The 16,478-nt window shown below is 60.6% G+C and carries 11 protein-coding genes; 6 read left to right on the top strand and 5 right to left on the bottom strand.

Annotated features, from left to right (window positions below; translation table 11 throughout):
* Nucleotides 1–13: 13 nt before the first annotated feature.
* The 4 genes from AC1D17_RS04975 to AC1D17_RS04960 all read left to right on the top strand — a co-directional run bounded on the left by AC1D17_RS04975 (nt 14) and on the right by AC1D17_RS04960 (nt 5,742).
* Entirely contained in the window at nt 14–1,441 is a 1,428-nt protein-coding gene (locus AC1D17_RS04975; RefSeq protein WP_477564316.1) for a gamma-aminobutyraldehyde dehydrogenase, read from the top strand.
* 236 nt (nt 1,442–1,677) lie between these two features.
* Entirely contained in the window at nt 1,678–3,864 is a 2,187-nt protein-coding gene (locus tag AC1D17_RS04970; RefSeq protein WP_477564315.1) for a TonB-dependent siderophore receptor, read from the top strand.
* Nucleotides 3,865–3,868: 4 nt separating this feature from the next.
* A complete protein-coding gene (fhuF, locus tag AC1D17_RS04965) occupies nt 3,869–4,633 on the top strand; it encodes a siderophore-iron reductase FhuF (protein ID WP_477564314.1) in 765 nt (254 codons plus the stop codon).
* A complete protein-coding gene (locus AC1D17_RS04960; RefSeq protein ID WP_477564313.1) occupies nt 4,630–5,742 on the top strand; it encodes an ABC transporter substrate-binding protein in 1,113 nt (370 codons plus the stop codon). The genes fhuF and AC1D17_RS04960 overlap by 4 nt, the downstream gene beginning before the upstream one ends.
* Before the next feature lie 43 nt (nt 5,743–5,785).
* Here AC1D17_RS04960 and AC1D17_RS04955 read toward each other — a convergent pair whose 3' ends face one another.
* Nucleotides 5,786–6,286 (bottom strand): YciE/YciF ferroxidase family protein, encoded by a 501-nt coding sequence (locus tag AC1D17_RS04955; protein WP_477564312.1) that lies wholly within the window; start codon nt 6,284–6,286, stop codon nt 5,786–5,788.
* Nucleotides 6,287–6,444: 158 nt separating this feature from the next.
* Between AC1D17_RS04955 and AC1D17_RS04950 the strand changes: the two genes are divergently transcribed.
* Nucleotides 6,445–6,972, top strand: coding sequence for a hypothetical protein (locus AC1D17_RS04950; RefSeq protein ID WP_477564311.1), 528 nt, complete (start codon nt 6,445–6,447; stop codon nt 6,970–6,972).
* Nucleotides 6,973–6,987: 15 nt separating this feature from the next.
* On the opposite strand, the gene AC1D17_RS04945 is transcribed toward AC1D17_RS04950, so the two are convergent.
* From AC1D17_RS04945 to AC1D17_RS04935, 3 genes are all read right to left on the bottom strand, one after another.
* The gene (locus AC1D17_RS04945; RefSeq protein ID WP_477564310.1) at nt 6,988–8,217 is read right to left on the bottom strand and encodes an aromatic ring-hydroxylating oxygenase subunit alpha; all 1,230 of its coding nucleotides are present in this window, start codon (nt 8,215–8,217) and stop codon (nt 6,988–6,990) included.
* A gap of 239 nt (nt 8,218–8,456) precedes the next feature.
* Entirely contained in the window at nt 8,457–10,904 is a 2,448-nt protein-coding gene (locus tag AC1D17_RS04940) for a GcvT family protein (RefSeq protein WP_477564309.1), read from the bottom strand.
* Nucleotides 10,901–13,348, bottom strand: coding sequence for a GcvT family protein (locus AC1D17_RS04935; RefSeq protein WP_477564308.1), 2,448 nt, complete (start codon nt 13,346–13,348; stop codon nt 10,901–10,903). The genes AC1D17_RS04940 and AC1D17_RS04935 overlap by 4 nt, the downstream gene beginning before the upstream one ends.
* 290 nt (nt 13,349–13,638) lie before the next feature.
* Between AC1D17_RS04935 and AC1D17_RS04930 the strand changes: the two genes are divergently transcribed.
* Complete coding sequence (locus tag AC1D17_RS04930; RefSeq protein ID WP_477564307.1) at nt 13,639–14,493, top strand: LysR family transcriptional regulator; 855 nt, start codon at nt 13,639–13,641, stop codon at nt 14,491–14,493.
* On the opposite strand, the gene AC1D17_RS04925 is transcribed toward AC1D17_RS04930, so the two are convergent.
* Nucleotides 14,453–16,276 (bottom strand): bifunctional diguanylate cyclase/phosphodiesterase, encoded by a 1,824-nt coding sequence (locus AC1D17_RS04925; RefSeq protein ID WP_477564306.1) that lies wholly within the window; start codon nt 16,274–16,276, stop codon nt 14,453–14,455. The two genes, AC1D17_RS04930 and AC1D17_RS04925, sit on opposite strands and share 41 nt — an antisense overlap.
* Nucleotides 16,277–16,478: the final 202 nt, after the last annotated feature.

Here is a 16,478-nt window from a genome sequence, read left to right as displayed (position 1 = left end):
ACGGAGAACGAACATGGACACACAATTGCTGATCGGATCGGCATTCGAGGCCGGAACAGAAGCCGAGGAACTGATTCTCAACCCACGCACCGGTGCCAAGATCATCGATCTCGCCGAGGCCTCGCAAGCCCAGATCGAGCGTGCCGTCGATGCAGCCGAGAAGGCTTTTTCCAGCTGGTCGATGACGACGCCTGCCGAACGCTCCGGCTACCTTCTGAAGATCGCCGATGCGATCGAGAAGGATGCCGATGCGTTCGCAGCGCTCGAGGCCCTGAACTGCGGCAAGCCGATCAATGCCGTGCGCAATGACGAACTGCCGGCGATCGTCGACTGCTGGCGCTTCTTTGCCGGTGCCATCCGCTCGCTGCATGCGACGGTGGCGGGTGAATACCTGCCCGGCCACACCTCGATGATCCGGCGCGATCCCGTCGGCATCATCGGCTCGATCGCGCCGTGGAACTACCCGCTGATGATGATGGCCTGGAAGCTGGCGCCAGCGATCGCCGGCGGCAACACCGTCGTCTTCAAGCCATCCGAACAGACGCCGCTTACGGCGCTCAAGATGGCGAAGCTTTTGGCCGGTATCCTGCCGGAAGGCGTCGTCAACGTCATTCTCGGGCGCGGCGAAACGGTGGGCAACACACTGATCAACCACCCGAAGATCGGCATGGTCTCGATCACCGGTGATATCGCCACCGGCAAGAAGGTGCTGCAGGCGGCTGCAAAGACCGTCAAGCGCACCCATCTCGAACTCGGCGGCAAGGCACCGGTCATCGTCTATGACGATGCCGACCTCGACGCCGTCGTCAACGGCATTCGTACCTTCGGTTACTACAATGCCGGTCAGGACTGCACAGCCGCCTGCCGCATCTACGCGCAGGACGGCATCTACGAAAAGCTGGTTGCCGACCTGACCTCCGCCGTCTCGACGATCAGGTACAACCGTACAGACGATACCGAAAACGAGATCGGCCCGCTGATCTCCAAGCGCCAGCGCGACCGCGTGGCGAGCTTCGTCGAGCGCGCCACCGAGCAAAAACACATCGAGATCACCACCGGCGGCAACCTCGGCAGCAAGGACGGCTTCTTCTTCCAGCCGACGGTCGTTGCCGGCGCCACCCAGGACGACGAGATCGTCCGGCGCGAAGTCTTCGGCCCCGTCGTCTCCGTCACCCGCTTCACGGAAAACGACCAGGCCGTTGCCTGGGCAAATGATAGCGACTATGGCCTCGCGTCTTCCGTCTGGACCAAGGATATCTCCAAGGCGATGAAGGCTGCGTCGCGCCTGCAATATGGTTGCACCTGGATCAACACCCACTTCATGCTGACCAACGAAATGCCCCATGGCGGCGTCAAGCAGTCCGGCTACGGCAAGGACATGTCGATCTACGCGCTCGAGGATTACACCGCCGTTCGTCATGTGATGATCAATCACGGATAGAAGCTGCAGCAGCAGCACAAACATCGAACCGGACCTGCAACGGCCGCGCCCAAAGCGCGGCCGTTGCGAGTTTTATGCTAACCGATGGAAAAACATACGGGATTTTCCGAAATGTTGCGCAAATCCCACACGCCGTAAAACATGAGTATTTAACTCATAGATTCTGCTTTTCTGCGAAGATAATCTTGATAGAAAGAGTCATCTTATAGCTCTCGCCTATCCAGAAAGTGCATGACATGCCCCATCTTCGCCGCACCACCCGGTCCACCGTCCGTTTTGCCCTTGCCGGCACCTCGCTGCTTGCCCTCTCGCTGACGGCTTTTGCGCAGGACGCGGCGCAGTCCACGACGACCGACGGAGCGACGGCGCTTGAGGCACTGACGGTGACAGGCGGCAGCGGCGGCGTCATCACGGCCGATGGTTACGTCGGCACCAGCAGCGCCACCGGCGCCAAGGTCGACACGCCTTTCCTGCAGACGCCGCAATCGATCTCGTCCGTGACCGAACAGCAGCTGAAGGATCGCAACCCGCAGACGCTTCTCGAGACGCTGGCCTATACGCCCGGATCGCGCATCGGCGCCTACGGTTTCGATCCGCGCTTCGATTCGTTCACGGTGCGCGGCTTCGATGTCACCTATAATGGCATGTTCCGCGACAATCTGCGTCAGCCCGGTGCCAGCTCCTCGCTGTTCAAGAATGAGCCCTATGGCCTTGAAGGCGTCTCCATTCTGCGCGGTCCGTCGTCGGCTCTCTACGGCGCTTCCGGTGCCGGAGGCCTCTTCAACCTGATCACCAAGCGCCCCACCGACGAACCGCTGCGCGAGTTGCAGCTGCAATACGGCACCAACAACCGCTATCAGGGACAGTTCGATTTTTCCGGTCCGATCAACGATACCGATCCGCTTTATTATCGTATGACCGGTCTGTTGCGCAGCGCCGACACAGAGCAGGTCAGTGTGCCTGACGACCGCGCCTATATCGCGCCAGCCTTGACCTGGAAGCCGGACGAAGACACCAAGCTGACGATCCTCGGTGAATATTCCCGAACCAAGACAGGCGGTTCTGCAGCCTATTACAATGACCCGCTGACCGGCAAAGTCACGGACATCTTCGCTGGCAACCCCGACTTCAATGACTCGGTGCAGACGCAAGCCCGCCTCGGTTATGAATTCGAGCACCGGTTGAACGACGTCTTCACCTTCCGTCAGAACATGCGCGTCTCGACGCTGCATATCGACACCGACTGGGCCTTTGCCTATGCGCCCAACGCCATCGACCCGGCATTGCTGGACAGCAGCGCCGGTACATTCGACGAGCGCCTGAGCTCCGTGGTGATCGACAATCAGATGGAGGCCAGATTCGATACCGGCGCGCTCGACCACACTTTGCTCACCGGCATCGACTACACAAAATTGCGGTTCAAGTCGCTGGCCGGCACCGGCTTCACACCGCCGCTCGACACCAGGAACCCGACGCAAGGCCGCCCGACCGATCCGATCGATTTCGACGAGCGTGTCGTCCAGGACCAGTGGCAGCTTGGCACCTACATTCAGGACCAGATTCGCTACGACGCCTGGACGTTGACAGCCGGCGCACGGTACGACTGGGTCTCCACCGACACGGACAAGACCGATCTGGCCACCGGCGTCGTGGATCCTGTATCGCAGAAGGACAAGGCATTTTCCGGCCGTATCGGCCTGACATACGAAACCGATTTCGGCCTTGCGCCCTACATCAGCTACTCCACCGCCTTCTCGCCCAATGCCGGCTGGAACAAGGAGACCGAACAGCCATTCAAGCCGACCGAAAGCCAGCAGGAGGAAGTCGGCGTCAAGTATCTGCTGCCCAACAGCAATACCATGATCACCGCGGCTCTCTTCAACATCGACCAGAAGAACAGCCTCTATTATGAGGTCGTGGACCTGCCGACAGGCCCGGAGAACATCCAGGTTCAGCGCGGCAAGGTACGGTCGCGCGGTTTCGAACTGGAGGCCAATACCAGCCTCGAAAACGGCCTTTCACTGATCGCGTCCTATACCTATACCGACATTAAGATCACCGAGGGCCCGGCCGATACGGTCGGCAACTATGTGTCGTCGGTACCGCGCCACATGGCGTCGATCTGGGCGGATTATACAATGCCCGAGGACGGCCCGGCAGCTGGCCTGGGCTTCGGTGCCGGCGCACGCTTCCTCGGATCGAGCTACGGCAACGACCAGAACACGACCCGCAACGCCGCGCGCGTGCTTTTCGACGCCGCCGCCCACTATGATTTCGCGGCCATCGACAAGAAGTACGAAGGCCTGCGCCTACAGGTCAACGCCACCAACGTCTTTGACCGGCGCGATACCGTTTGCTCGGCAGGCTTCTGCTACCGCGACCAGGGCCGCGCCGTTATCGGTTCGCTGAAATACAGCTGGTGATCCGTTGAGCCCCTCCACCCGTCACGACGCAAACACCGCCGTCGGTCCATCCGGGCTGAAGGCGGTGTTTTCCGGTGAACATGCCTGGTGCGGCGAGAAAATGATGCTGTCATCGGAGCTGGACGGGGCCGTTCCGTTGTCGGAGTTCTTCGGTTCTGGCGGTTTTTCCGCAGCTCTCGATACCTATGCAAGCGCCCATGGCGGCACTGACCGGCGCGCGGTCGCCTCCATGTGGTCGCTCTACTATTTCTCGATGCTGACCATCCCCTACATCGTCGCCCGCCGGGCCGGCCACGCCCTGCCGGTTGCTGCCGGCGACATGACGATCGCGCTTGCCGAAGACGGGCTGCCGCGCGCGCTCGGGCTTGCCCGGGAAGGCGATTGGAGCGAGGGCAATGGCACCGACCTCCTGTCCTTCGTCATGCCTCTGGTCAGCCAGCACCTGGCCGAAATCGTCGCACAATTGAAGGCGCTGGGCGGCATTGCCCCAAAACTCGCCTGGAACAACGCGGCCGTCTATATCGACTATGCCTTCAATGCGACCGAGCAGGAGCGCCCGGCCGATGGCGATGCCTGGGCCTCGCGTTCCCTGTTTTCGCAACCGCAACTGCCTGATGGTTCGGCCAACCCCTTCCTCGGCTGTCTTCGTCACGAGATTAATGGCGAAGAAACCGTCTGCCGACGCAAGGTCTGCTGCCTGCGCTACCTTCTGCCGGGCATTCCGAGCTGCGGCGAACTTTGCGCCCTTCCCGCCCAAAGAAAGCAATGATCGTGAAACGCCTTCTTCTTCTGACCCTTTGCCTGTTTCTGGCCTGTATCTCCGTGGCCGTTGCCAAGGAGCGTTGGCCGATGACGCTCACCGACGGCATCGGCCGCCAGGTGACGATCAAGGCCAAGCCGAAGGCAGTCCTGCTCGGCAGCGGTTTCAATCTGGTCGCGCTGTCGCTCATCCACCCCGATCCGATCAGCCTGCTTGCCGGCTGGTCCGGCGATATGAAGGGCGACAATCCCGAAATCTACAAGGATTTCGCCGCAAAGTTTCCAGCGCTCGCGGATGTGCCGATCATTGGCGACGGTACCGGCGACGGCCTGTCCTTCGAGACCATCCTGTCCCTGAAAGCCGATCTTGCCATCATGGCCAACTGGCAGGCCGATACCGAACTCGGCAAGCGGGCGATCGACTATCTGGAAAGCACCGGCGTTCCCGTCTTCGTCGTCGATTTCAACAGCGATCCCTTGAAGAACACGCCGGACAACATGCGGCTGCTTGGCAGGATCTTCGAACGGGAGGAACAGGCAAACGCCTTTGCCGATTTCTACGAGGACCATCTGAAGCGCATCACCGAGCGCGTGGCAGCCAATCCCGAGCCCGGCCCCACGGTGCTGATGGATGCCTTCCCCAATCCGGATCGCTGCTGCTACGCCTATGGCATAGGGGGGCTTGGAGAATTCATCGGCATCACCGGCAGCCGCAACATCGCGAATAAGAACCTGCCGCGCCAAGGCGGTATCGTCAGCAGCGAATATCTGATTAAGGCCGATCCGGACGTCTATATCGCCACGGCCTCGCCCGGCGGCACCTACAGCATTTTCTCCGTAGGCCCCGGCGTTCCCGCCGAGGAGGCCCGCAGGACGCTTGGCCAAGCCGTGAGAAACCCGGTGCTCGCCAATCTGTCGGGTGTGCAGAAAGGCCGGGCGCATGGCTTGTGGAATTTCTTCAACGCCGTGCCGTTGAACATTTTGGCAGCGGAGGCTTTTGCCCGTTGGCTCAGGCCGGAGCTGTTTGCCGATATCGATCCGGATCAGAGCCTGAAGGAAATCAACGAGCGCTTTGCCGCCGTTCCGTTCAACGGCGCCTACTGGATCAGCCTGAAATAACAAAAATGGCCGGATGCGATATCCGGCCATTTTGAGGGAGTTATTACGCGGCCTTCTTGAGGGCTGTCGCATTGACGGAGGCTTGCGCGAGTGCCGACAACGCGTGATCGGTCTTGCCTTCCTGCTGCAGGGTTTCGTCAAGCAGCTTGACGGCATCGTTGAGGCCCAGCATCGTTGCCCAGGTCTTCAATGTGCCGTAGCGGGCCATCTCATAGTGCTCCACGGCCTGCGCTGCGGCCAGAAGGCCGGCATCGAGTGCCGGAGAACCCTTGAATTCATCGAGGATTTCCTCGCCTTCCTCGATGATCCCGTCAATGGCCGGGCAGGTCTTGCCGACGGCACGCTTGCCGAAGATTTCAAACACCTGCTGCAGGCGTTCGATCTGGCCTTCGGTTTCATCGCGGTGTTTTTCGAAAGCCGCCTTCAGCTTCGGGCTCTGCGCGCCCTTAGCCATTTTCGGCAAAGCCTTCAGTATCTTGCGTTCTGCGTAGTAGACATCCTTGAGTATGTCGTGAAACAGGTCTTCCAGGGCTTTTCCTGCCATTGGTCTCTTCCTTTCCACAATTGAACCATGTCGGGGACGACGGGCAAGTAACGGGTGATCTGGCGCTTTGTTCCGCCACCCGCGGCAATCGCTGGATCAAATTCGAACCGCTTCCCTCCCGCCATCGCCCCGCCTATATAGAGAATCGGAGGGCTTCGATGATTTGGATATTTCCTGCGGTTGCCGGTCTGTTGATCGTGTATTTCGCCATGCGTTCGTCGCGCTTCCGGCGCTTTGCAGAACCGGTGCTCAGCATTCTCGTCGCATTGGGGCTTGTTTTGGCTTTCGTGATTTGGATGAGGGAAGGTGGTGCAGAAAGTAACGTCAACGATCCGCCGCCTTTCACCCAAAACCGTCCGGTCATTCTGCCGGAGGAAATAGCGCTGGAAGGACTGCAGTTCACCCGCAACCGGCCGGACACCAGCTATCGCGTCACCGGTACGGTTCTGAACAGGAGCGCCGCCAACCTCACCAATTTCAATCTGACGGTGAGGCTTGAAGATTGTCCGAACGAGACGTGCAAGACCGTCGGAGAAGACACGGCCCTGATCCTTGCGCGCGTCCCTGCCGGCAGGCAGCAGGCGTTCGACACCTTCTTCACTTTCCCGAACCGCTTCGGTATCGAACCTTCAGCGCCGAAATGGACGACGCGGATATCCAACGTACACGGTGTCGCGGCGCAGTAACGCGCCGCGTCTCCGTCAGGCCCGGCTGATCTCGTCGAGATACCAGTTGATATAGCGCAGCTCGTTCTGCTCCATCGGCGCGATCGGGCCTGGCACGAAATAATGCGAGCGCACGCCGCGCGAGGTGTGTTCGATGATCGACTTGTCCTCGTCGGTGGTCACCGTCCAGAGCCATTTCAGCTTTTCGAGGTCGTAATCGACGCCCTCTTCCGCCTCGCCATTGACCAGCCAGATCAGCTCCATCTCGCAGGCTTCCGGCCCTTTCGGAATGAAGCGGTAGATCATGCCGTGATCCGGATAGCAGACCAGGAAGGACGTACCGCCGAGATGGACGGAGGTGACACCGCCGTCATATTCAGTGAAGCGGCCCATCAACGGCGCCAGAGGCGACCCGTCCTGGCTGCCGGTCTTGACACCGTCATAGAGCGCATAACGGAAGGCATGGATGGTTTCCTTGCCGTTTTCAGACGTCTGCCAATGGTCGCCGGAACCGACCTGAATGCCGAGCGCGCAGGTGCGCTCTTCCATCGCCGCATTCAGTGCCTCGATCATGTGCAAAGGCTGTTCCAGCGCATGGGTCTGCGAATATTCAGGATGCGCCGGGCCGCAGTGATAGCACTCGACATAATTTTCGACCGCCAGCTTCCAGTTGGCGTCGACCGGATAGCTCTGCCGGTAGGCGACTTTGGCCTGGCCCCAGCCATACTGGCCGCAAGTGGCATGCAGCAGATTTTCGACTTCCGTGAAATCCAGCGGATTTTCGGCAAAGGAAATGAACACAAGACCTTCAACCACACGCACATGCAGCTTCTTCAGCCCATGATCCTCGCGCTTGAAGTCCTTCGGCATCAGCCGCGCAGCCTTCAGCGCCCCGTCATTGCCATAGGTCCAGGCATGATAGGGACAGACGAAGACACGGGCATTGCCCTTGTCCTTGGTGCACACCTCAGCGCCGCGATGGCGGCAGACATTGAGAATGGCGTGAATGGTTCCATCCGCATGCCGCGTCAGGATCACCTGCTCGGAGGCCATGCGAAAAACTTCGAAATCGTTCGGCTTCGGGATGACGCTTTCGTGCGCGACGCAGTGCCAGTGGCGGCGGAAGACCCGCTCGAGATCGCGCTCGTAAATGTCCGCATCCAGGTAGAATGGCCGGGCAAGACCGTGACCCTGCTTGCGGGCCGCGACGAGCCGGCCGATGCGGTCGCCCTCGGCAACACTTTTGGAAAGTTCGGGCGCGAGCATGCTTTTATCTCCTGAAGGACTTCACCGGAAAAATCGCGTTCCGGCGCGCGCACTCAATGCTCGGGAGCACATTTTGCTCCCTCTTTCCGGGAGGACAAAAGCCCCTTACCCTAACCCTCTCCCCGCAAGCAGGGAGAGGGGACGACAGAGTTTGCCGCTTGTCCCTTCTCCCCGTCCTGACGGGGAGAAGGTGCCCGACAGGGCGGATGAGGGGCAACTCTTGTCCAAGAGCGAAAGGCCTAGGCCTTCACCCGCTCCGACTTCGGATCATACATCGGCACAAGCGACGCCTCAGCCTTCACCCGCGTTCCGGCAATCTCGATCTCGTAGCTCGACGCCAGCACATCCGCTTCGCTCTCGCCCCTGCAGGGCACATAGCCCAGGCCGATCGCGCCGCCGAGATGGTGACCGTAGTTGCCCGAGGTGATCGTCCCGACGATCCTGCCGTCGCGGACCACCGCCTCGTTGTGGAACAAAAGCGGCTCCGGATCGGTGAGGCGGAATTGCACCAGCCGGCGCGACAGGCCGCTTTCCTGCTTTTTCAAAACGGCATCCCGGCCGATAAATTCGCCCTTGGCGGTGCGCACGGCAAAACCAAGACCGGCTTCCAGCACATGATCCTCATCGGTGATGTCATGGCCGAAATGGCGGAAGGCCTTTTCGATGCGGCAGCTATCGAGCGTATGGATGCCGCAGAGTTTCAGGCCGATATCCGCCCCCGCCTCTTCCAGCGTCTCGAACACATGTGCCGCCTGGTCGGTCGAGACATAAAGCTCCCAGCCGAGTTCGCCGACATAGGTGACACGGTGGGCGCGGGCGAGGCCCATGCCGATCTCGATGTCGCGCGCTGTGCCAAATGGATGGGCGGCGTTGGAGAAATCGTTGGGGCTGACCTTTTGCATCAGCTCGCGCGCCTTCGGCCCCATGACGCAGAGCACCGATTCCGAGGCAGTGATATCGGTGACGACGACGAACTCATCGGCGATATGCTTGCGCAGCCAGGCAAGGTCGCGCTGAAGTGTGGCGCCCGGCACGACCAGCAGGAACGCCGTTTCCGAAAGCCGGGTGACGGTCAGGTCGCTCTCGATGCCACCGCGGGCATTGAGCATCTGAGTGTAAACGATACGGCCAGCGGCGACATCCAGCTGGTTGGCACAAAGCTTTTGCAGGAAGGCCAGCGCATCGCGGCCCTCGACGCGGATCTTGCCGAAGGACGTCATGTCGATCAGGCCGACGCCACCCCGGATCGCCAGATGTTCCTCGCGCTGGTTGTCGAACCAATTCTGCCGCTTCCAGCTGTATTTGTATTCACGCTCCTGGCCTGGTTTGGCAAACCAGTTCGCCCGCTCCCAGCCCGCCACTTCGCCGAACACGGCGCCACGCGCCTTCAGATGTTCGTGCAAGGGCGAGCGGCGAACACCGCGTGCCGTCGCCATCTGGCGGTAGGGGAAATGGTCGGCATAGAGCAGGCCGAGCGTCTCGGTCACCCGTTCCTTGAGATAGGTGCGGTTCTTCTGGAACGGCTGCGCCCGGCGGATATCGACCTCCCAGAGATCGAATGGCGGCTCGCCGTCGTTCATCCACTGTGCCAGCGCCATGCCGGCACCGCCGGAAGAGACGATGCCGATGGAATTGTAACCGGCGGCAACCCAGTAACCCTTCAGCTCCGGTGCCTCGCCGAGATAGTAGCGGTCGTCTGGCGTAAAGCTCTCAGGGCCATTGAAGAAGGTGTGGATGCCGGCCGTTTCCAGCATCGGCATGCGGTTGACCGCCTGTTCGAGGATCGGCGCGAAGTGATCGAAATCCTCCGGCAGCTGGTCGAAGCAGAAGTCCTCGCTGATCCCGTTCATGCCCCAGGGCTTGGCCTTGAGCTCGAAGGCGCCGACCAGCATCTTGCCGGCATCCTCCTTGTAATAGGTGCACTCGTCCGGCACGCGCAGAACCGGCAGGCGCTGCAGCCCGGCGACCGGCTCGGTGACGATGTAGAAATGCTCGCAGGCATGCAGCGGCACGGTGACGCCGGACATGTTGGCAAGCTCCCTGCCCCACATGCCGGCGGCATTGACGACGTTCTCGGTCTCGATGGTGAACGTCTCGCCATTCTGCTCGCAGGTGACGCCCGACACCCGGCCGTCCTTCTTGTGGACAGCCGTCACCTTGACGCCTTCAAGGATCGTCGCCCCATTCTGCCGGGCGCCCTTGGCCAAGGCCATGGCAATATTGGCCGGATCGCACTGGCCATCGAGCGGCAGATGCACGGCGGCAACCGCATCCGACACATTCAGATGCGGATACATCGCCTTGACCTCGTCCGGCGAGATTTCCCGCACATCGACATCGAAGGCGCGGGCAAGCGAAGCCTGACGGTAGATTTCCTGCTTACGCTCCTCGGTCAGCGCCACGGTGATCGAGCCACACTGCCGCATGCCCGTACCAATGCCGGTCTCGGCCTCGAGCTTGGTGTAGAGATCGGCCGAATATTTGGCGAGCCGGGTCATGTTCTGCGAGGCGCGCAGCTGGCCGATCAGGCCTGCGGCATGCCAAGTGGTGCCCGACGTCAGCTGCTTGCGCTCCAGGAGAACCACATCCGTCCAGCCGAGTTTCGCCAGGTGATAGGCAACAGAACAGCCGGACACGCCGCCGCCGATGATGACCGCGCGGGCCTTGGTGGGGATCGGCTTGCTCATGCGCGCAGTCTTTCATTCTTGGGGTCGAACAACGGCTCATCGGCCTGTATAATTGCCTTGAAGCGGTCGCCGTAGATTTCGACTTCGACTTCGGTTCCGGGCTCCGCCAGATCGGCACGCAACATGCCGAGCGCCACCGATTTACCGATGCGGTAGCCCCAGTTGCCCGACGTCGTTTCGCCGACCACCTGGCCGGCATGCCAGAGCGTCGACATGTAGGGCGCATCGCACGCACCGGCATCCACGACCAGCGTCACGAACCGCTTGGTGACGCCCTGCTGCTTCTCGCGCTCCAGCGCCGTCTTGCCCTTGAAATCGGCCTTGCCCCAATCGACGAAGCGCTCCAGCCCGCCCTGCAGGATGGTATAATCGGTCGAAAGATCACCCTTCCAGGCCCGATAGCCCTTCTCGATGCGCAGCGAGTCCAGCGCCTCCATGCCGAAAGGCTTGAGGCCATGTTTCTGGCCCGCCGCCCAGACCGTGTCGAAGATTGCGGCTGTGTCATCGATCTTGGTGTGGATTTCCCAGCCGAGTTCACCGGCAAAGGACACGCGCACCAGCTGGCACCAGCGCCCGGCAATCTGCACGGACTGATGTGTCAGCCAGCCCTTGGCAAGGTCGGCATCGCAGACCTCGGCCAGAATGTCGCGCGACTTCGGGCCGGATAGAATCTGGCAGGTGAAACTTTCTGTCATATCATCCAGCGTGAAAGCGGCATCCTTCGGCAGGTGTTTTTTCAGCCACTCGAAATCGTGCCACTGCGCCGTCGCTGCGGTGATCAGGAAGAAGAAATCTTCCTCCAGCGCCATAACAGACATTTCGGTGACGATGCGGCCCTTGTCGTCGGAGAAATAGGCAAGGCCGATACGGCCCGGCTTCGGCACCTTGCCGGTGGTGAGGCCGAGCAGCCAGTCACGGGCGCCCTCGCCCTTCAGCCGGTAACGGGAGAAGCCGGGAAGATCGAGAATACCGGCAGCCTGCGTCACTGCCAGGCATTCCTCTTCGATGCGTTTCTGCCACGGTCCTGCCCGGTTCCAGGTCTGCGTCGCCCCCTCCGAGAGGTCGTCGCCCGGCTTGGCGTACCAATTGGCGCGCTCCCAGCCATTGTAAGGCTTGAACTGCGCACCGAGGGCTGCAATCCGGTCATGGATCGGCGACAGCTTCTTGTTGCGTCCGGCAGGCCAGGCGTGCTTCGGAAAATGCATGGCATATTCATGGCCATAGATTTCCATGCCCTTGGCGATGCAATAGTCCTGATCGGCAAAGCTGGTGAAACGCCGCGGATCGCAGGACCACATGTCCCACTCCGTCTGCCCCTCAGTCACCCATTCGGCCAGTACCTTGCCAGCGCCGCCCGCCTGGCAGATGCCGAAGGTGAAGACGCAGGCCTCGAATGCATTCGGAACACCCGGCATCGGACCGATCAGCGGGTTGCCATCCGGCGCGTAGGGGATCGGACCGTTGATCATCCGCGACAGGCCGGCGGTGCCGAGGATCGGCACGCGCTCGACGGCATCGTTCAGGTACCATTCCAGCCGCTCCAGATCGTCGGGGAAAAGCTGGAACGAAAAATCCTCCGGCATCGGATCATCCGGGGTGATCCAGTGTGCCTTGCAATTCTTCTCATAGGGACCAAGGTTCATCCCGGTCTTTTCCTGGCGCAGGTAATAGGAACTGTCGACATCGCGCAGCAGCGGCAGCTTGTGCCCTGCCTCCTTCGACCATGCGGCCAGCTCCGGAATTTCCTCAAACAGCATGTACTGATGGCTCATCACCATCATCGGCACATCGCGGCCGAACCATTTGCCCACTTCGCGGGCGTAGTAACCGGCGGCATTGACGACATATTCGCAGCGGATGTCGCCTTGCGGCGTGGAAATGATCCACTCCTCGTTTTCCCGGCGGGCGCCGGTGGCTGGACAGAAGCGGAAGATTTTCGCACCCATGTCACGGGCACCCTTTGCCAGCGCCTGCGTCAGCTGCGCCGGGTCGATATCGCCGTCATAGGGATCGTAGAGCGCGCCGGTCAGGTCATGGGTTTCCAGGAACGGATATCTCGACTTGATCTGGTCGGGCGACAGGATATCGAGGTCCATGCCCTGATAGCGGCCCATGCCGACGACGCGCTTGAACTCCTGCAGCCGCTCCTTCGAATGGCCAAGCCGGATCGAACCGGTGACGTGATAATTCATCGGATAATCGACCAATTCGCCCAGTTCGCGGTAAAGCGAGGCCGAATAGCGCTGCATGTTCATGATCGACCAGGAAGACGAAAATGTCGGCACGTTGCCGGCAGCATGCCATGTCGAACCGGCCGTCAGCTCGTTCTTTTCCAGAAGCACGCAGTCCGTCCATCCCGCCTTGGCCAGATGGTAGAGCGCGGAGGCGCCGACCGCACCTCCCCCGATGATCACGACGCGTGCATAAGACGGCAAATTCGACATGTCTGTTCCCTTGTTTGGGTTCAGTTTTGGCAACGATGCGGGCCGGCATCAAGCGGTCAGATTTTGCTTTATTGATCGAAGAATTCGATTAGATTGAAATGTAACAGCCCCTCATCCGGCCTGTCGGCCACCTTCTCCCCGCTCGCGGGGAGAAGGGATATGCCGCACCTTCCACATCCGTCTATCGGGTATCGGCGGAAGTTGCGGCAAAATCCGTCGTCCCCTCTCCCCGCATGCGGGGAGAGGGCTAGGGTGAGGGGCAAGCATCGGCGTGAATGAGGGAATTGGGAATGCAGATCGACCTCATCGAAACCTTCCTCGACCTTATGGAAACCCGCAGTTTCAATCGGACGGCGGATCGGTTGAACATCACGCAATCAACGGTCTCCCACCGCGTCAAGGCGCTGGAGGCACAGTTCAACCGCAAGCTCTTCACCCGCAACAAGGGCGGCACCGTGCCGACGGCATCCGGCCTGCGGTTTCTCGATCACGCCAAGGCGCTGCAGCATCAGTGGCACGAGGCGACGCGGGCGGTCGAGAACGCCGGAACCTATGAACGTTCGATGCGGCTCGGCATCCAGCATGACCTGGCCGAAGCCTTTGCCGGAAAATGGCTATCAGCCATTCGCGCGGAATTGCCGGCCACCTCGATCTATATGGAGGCCGATTATTCCAACCAGATGAACCGCGATCTCGCCGCCGGCGATCTCGATCTCGCCATCCTCTACACGCCCCACTACCTGCCGGATCTTCACTACGAGCGCATCGGCGAAATGACCTATACGCTGGTCGCCACCACGGCGAAAACGGTCGGCGAATTGCTGCCCGAAACTTATATTCAAGCCGTCTATTCACCGGCTTTCGATCGCGCGCACAGGCTGGCCCTGCCGCAGCTTTCGGCAGCCCCGCTGGCATCGGGACAGAACATCGCCATAACCGGGCTCCTGAAAACGCTGGGAGGCGCTGCCTACGTGACAGGCGGCACCGCCTTGCGGCTTGAAGGCGAACGCGCCGCCTTTCCGGTCGCAGACGCCCCTACCATCCAACAGGCGGTCTATGCCGCCACCAGCATCCGCACACGCCACGCCCACCAGCACCGCCGCATCATCGGCGCCATGCAGGATCTTTTGGGACCGTCGGGATAAGGAAGGGCCGCCGCTCCCGGTGCTGCTCGGCAAGACCCAGTTGCCGGTCCTGCCTCAACTGCGCCAGCATCTCGGCGGCCGGGACCGGATAGGAGATCGCATAACCCTGCAGGACATCGCAGCCGAGGCGTGTCAGCAGTTTGGCGTGCGCCACCGTCTCGACGCCTTCGGCAATGACCTCGATATTGAGCGCCTTGGCGATGTCGATGATCGAGCGCAACAAGCGCTTCTGTTCGCGCGACGTCGTGATCGGCAAAACCAGCTGCCGGTCGATCTTCATCCGTCGCGGTTTCAGCTTCACCAACCCGATGATCGAGGCGTGACCGGAGCCAAAATCATCGATCTCGATGTCGATGCCCATGGCCTTCAGACCGGCGACATTGAAAAACACGTCATCCTCGCTGTCGTCGAGGAAAATGGTTTCCAGCAACTCGAATGACAGCATGTCCGGCTGAACATCCAGATGCCGCAGTTCATCGATCAAATGCGGATCCGACAGACGGGCGGCTGATACGTTCACCGCGATGCGGGGAACATGCACGCCCTGCCGCATCCAGGTCTGGCGATCTTTCAGCGCCGCCTTCAATATTTCAGCATCGAGATCGTCCAGTCGGCCGAGATTGCCCGCAACCTTGATGAATTCGCCCGGCAGCAGCAAACCGCGCTTCGGATGGTGCCAGCGGGCCAGAACCTCCACCCCGACGATGCGCCGGGTCCGCGCATCGACCTGGGCCTGATAGTAGGGAATGAACTCCCCTTTCTCCAGTCCATGGGCGAGTTGCCTGCCAACGCGCTGTTCATTGTTGAGCTGGGCCTTCAGCTGTGCCGAGTACACCTCGACCCGTCCCCTGCCGAGCCTCTTTGCGCGGTGCAGGGCAATGTCGGACTGCGCCAGCAGGCTGGCTATGTTGCGGCCACTGGCAGCGGCGACACCGATCGACCCCCCGACGCGCAAGACCTCGTCATCGTGCCAGACCGACTGTTTCAATTGCTTCGTCAGCCGCTCGGCACGGATTTTGAGATCATCCAGTGAGACGAAGTTTGCAATCAGAACCGCGAATTCATCGCCGCTGACGCGCGCAACGAACGCGTTCTTCGGCACGCCTTGTTCAATCCGCCTGGCGCAGGATTTCAAAACCTCGTCGCCGGTCGCATGGCCGGCGGCGTCATTGATCTGCTTGAACCGGTCCAGACCGATATGCAGGATCGCCAGCTTTTCAGGTCCGGCATCCCCGGCAAGCTCCGCCAATCGCCGGTCGAAGAAGCGGCGGTTGGGAAGCCCCGTCAGATAATCGTGCTCGGCCGCATATTCGATCCGCTGGGTACTTGCCTCAAGAGCAACTGCACGCGCCTCCGCGATCGCCTTCTGCCGCAGCAGTTCGCGGTTGAGCAGCACATCCGCCGTCACATCCCATTCGACCCCGATGAAGGTGATGTTGCCGTCTTCCTCGAAGCAATGCGCGCGTGAACGAAGATAGCGGGTTTCGCCATCCGGTAGAATGATCCGGTATTCCGAAGAATAGACATCCTTGGCGACAATCGCCCGATCGAAATCGGCCTGGGCTTGCGCGAGATCATCCGGATGAATCGCATTCACCCATACTTCTGCCTTGACGCGTTTTTGCGTCTTGCCGGTTCCGTAAAGCCGGTGCATCTGCAAATCCCAGACGACTTCATCCTTTTTGGTATCGTGCTCCCACACACCGATTTGAGATGCATCAAGCGCAAGTCCCAAACGGCGAAGAATATTCTGGAATTCCTGTTCGGACCTCGCCGCCTTCATGGTTCTCTCTGTGAGGACACTTCGCACATCAGCGTTGGCGCTATCCTGCACCAAGGTTCCTAAAGAACTATTGTTTCACTCATCGCGACTTGCAATCGGTAATGCAAGCAACCATTCGGTGTCATTTCAAGCAAAAAGCTTGCATTCGCGGCATGGAATTCGGAACGGTAAGTGCGAGCGAACGCCAAAAAACAGCAACGCC

It is taken from the genome of Pararhizobium sp. P1_E7, assembly GCF_056405855.1.
This window is presented reverse-complemented; position numbering and strand designations above follow the sequence as displayed.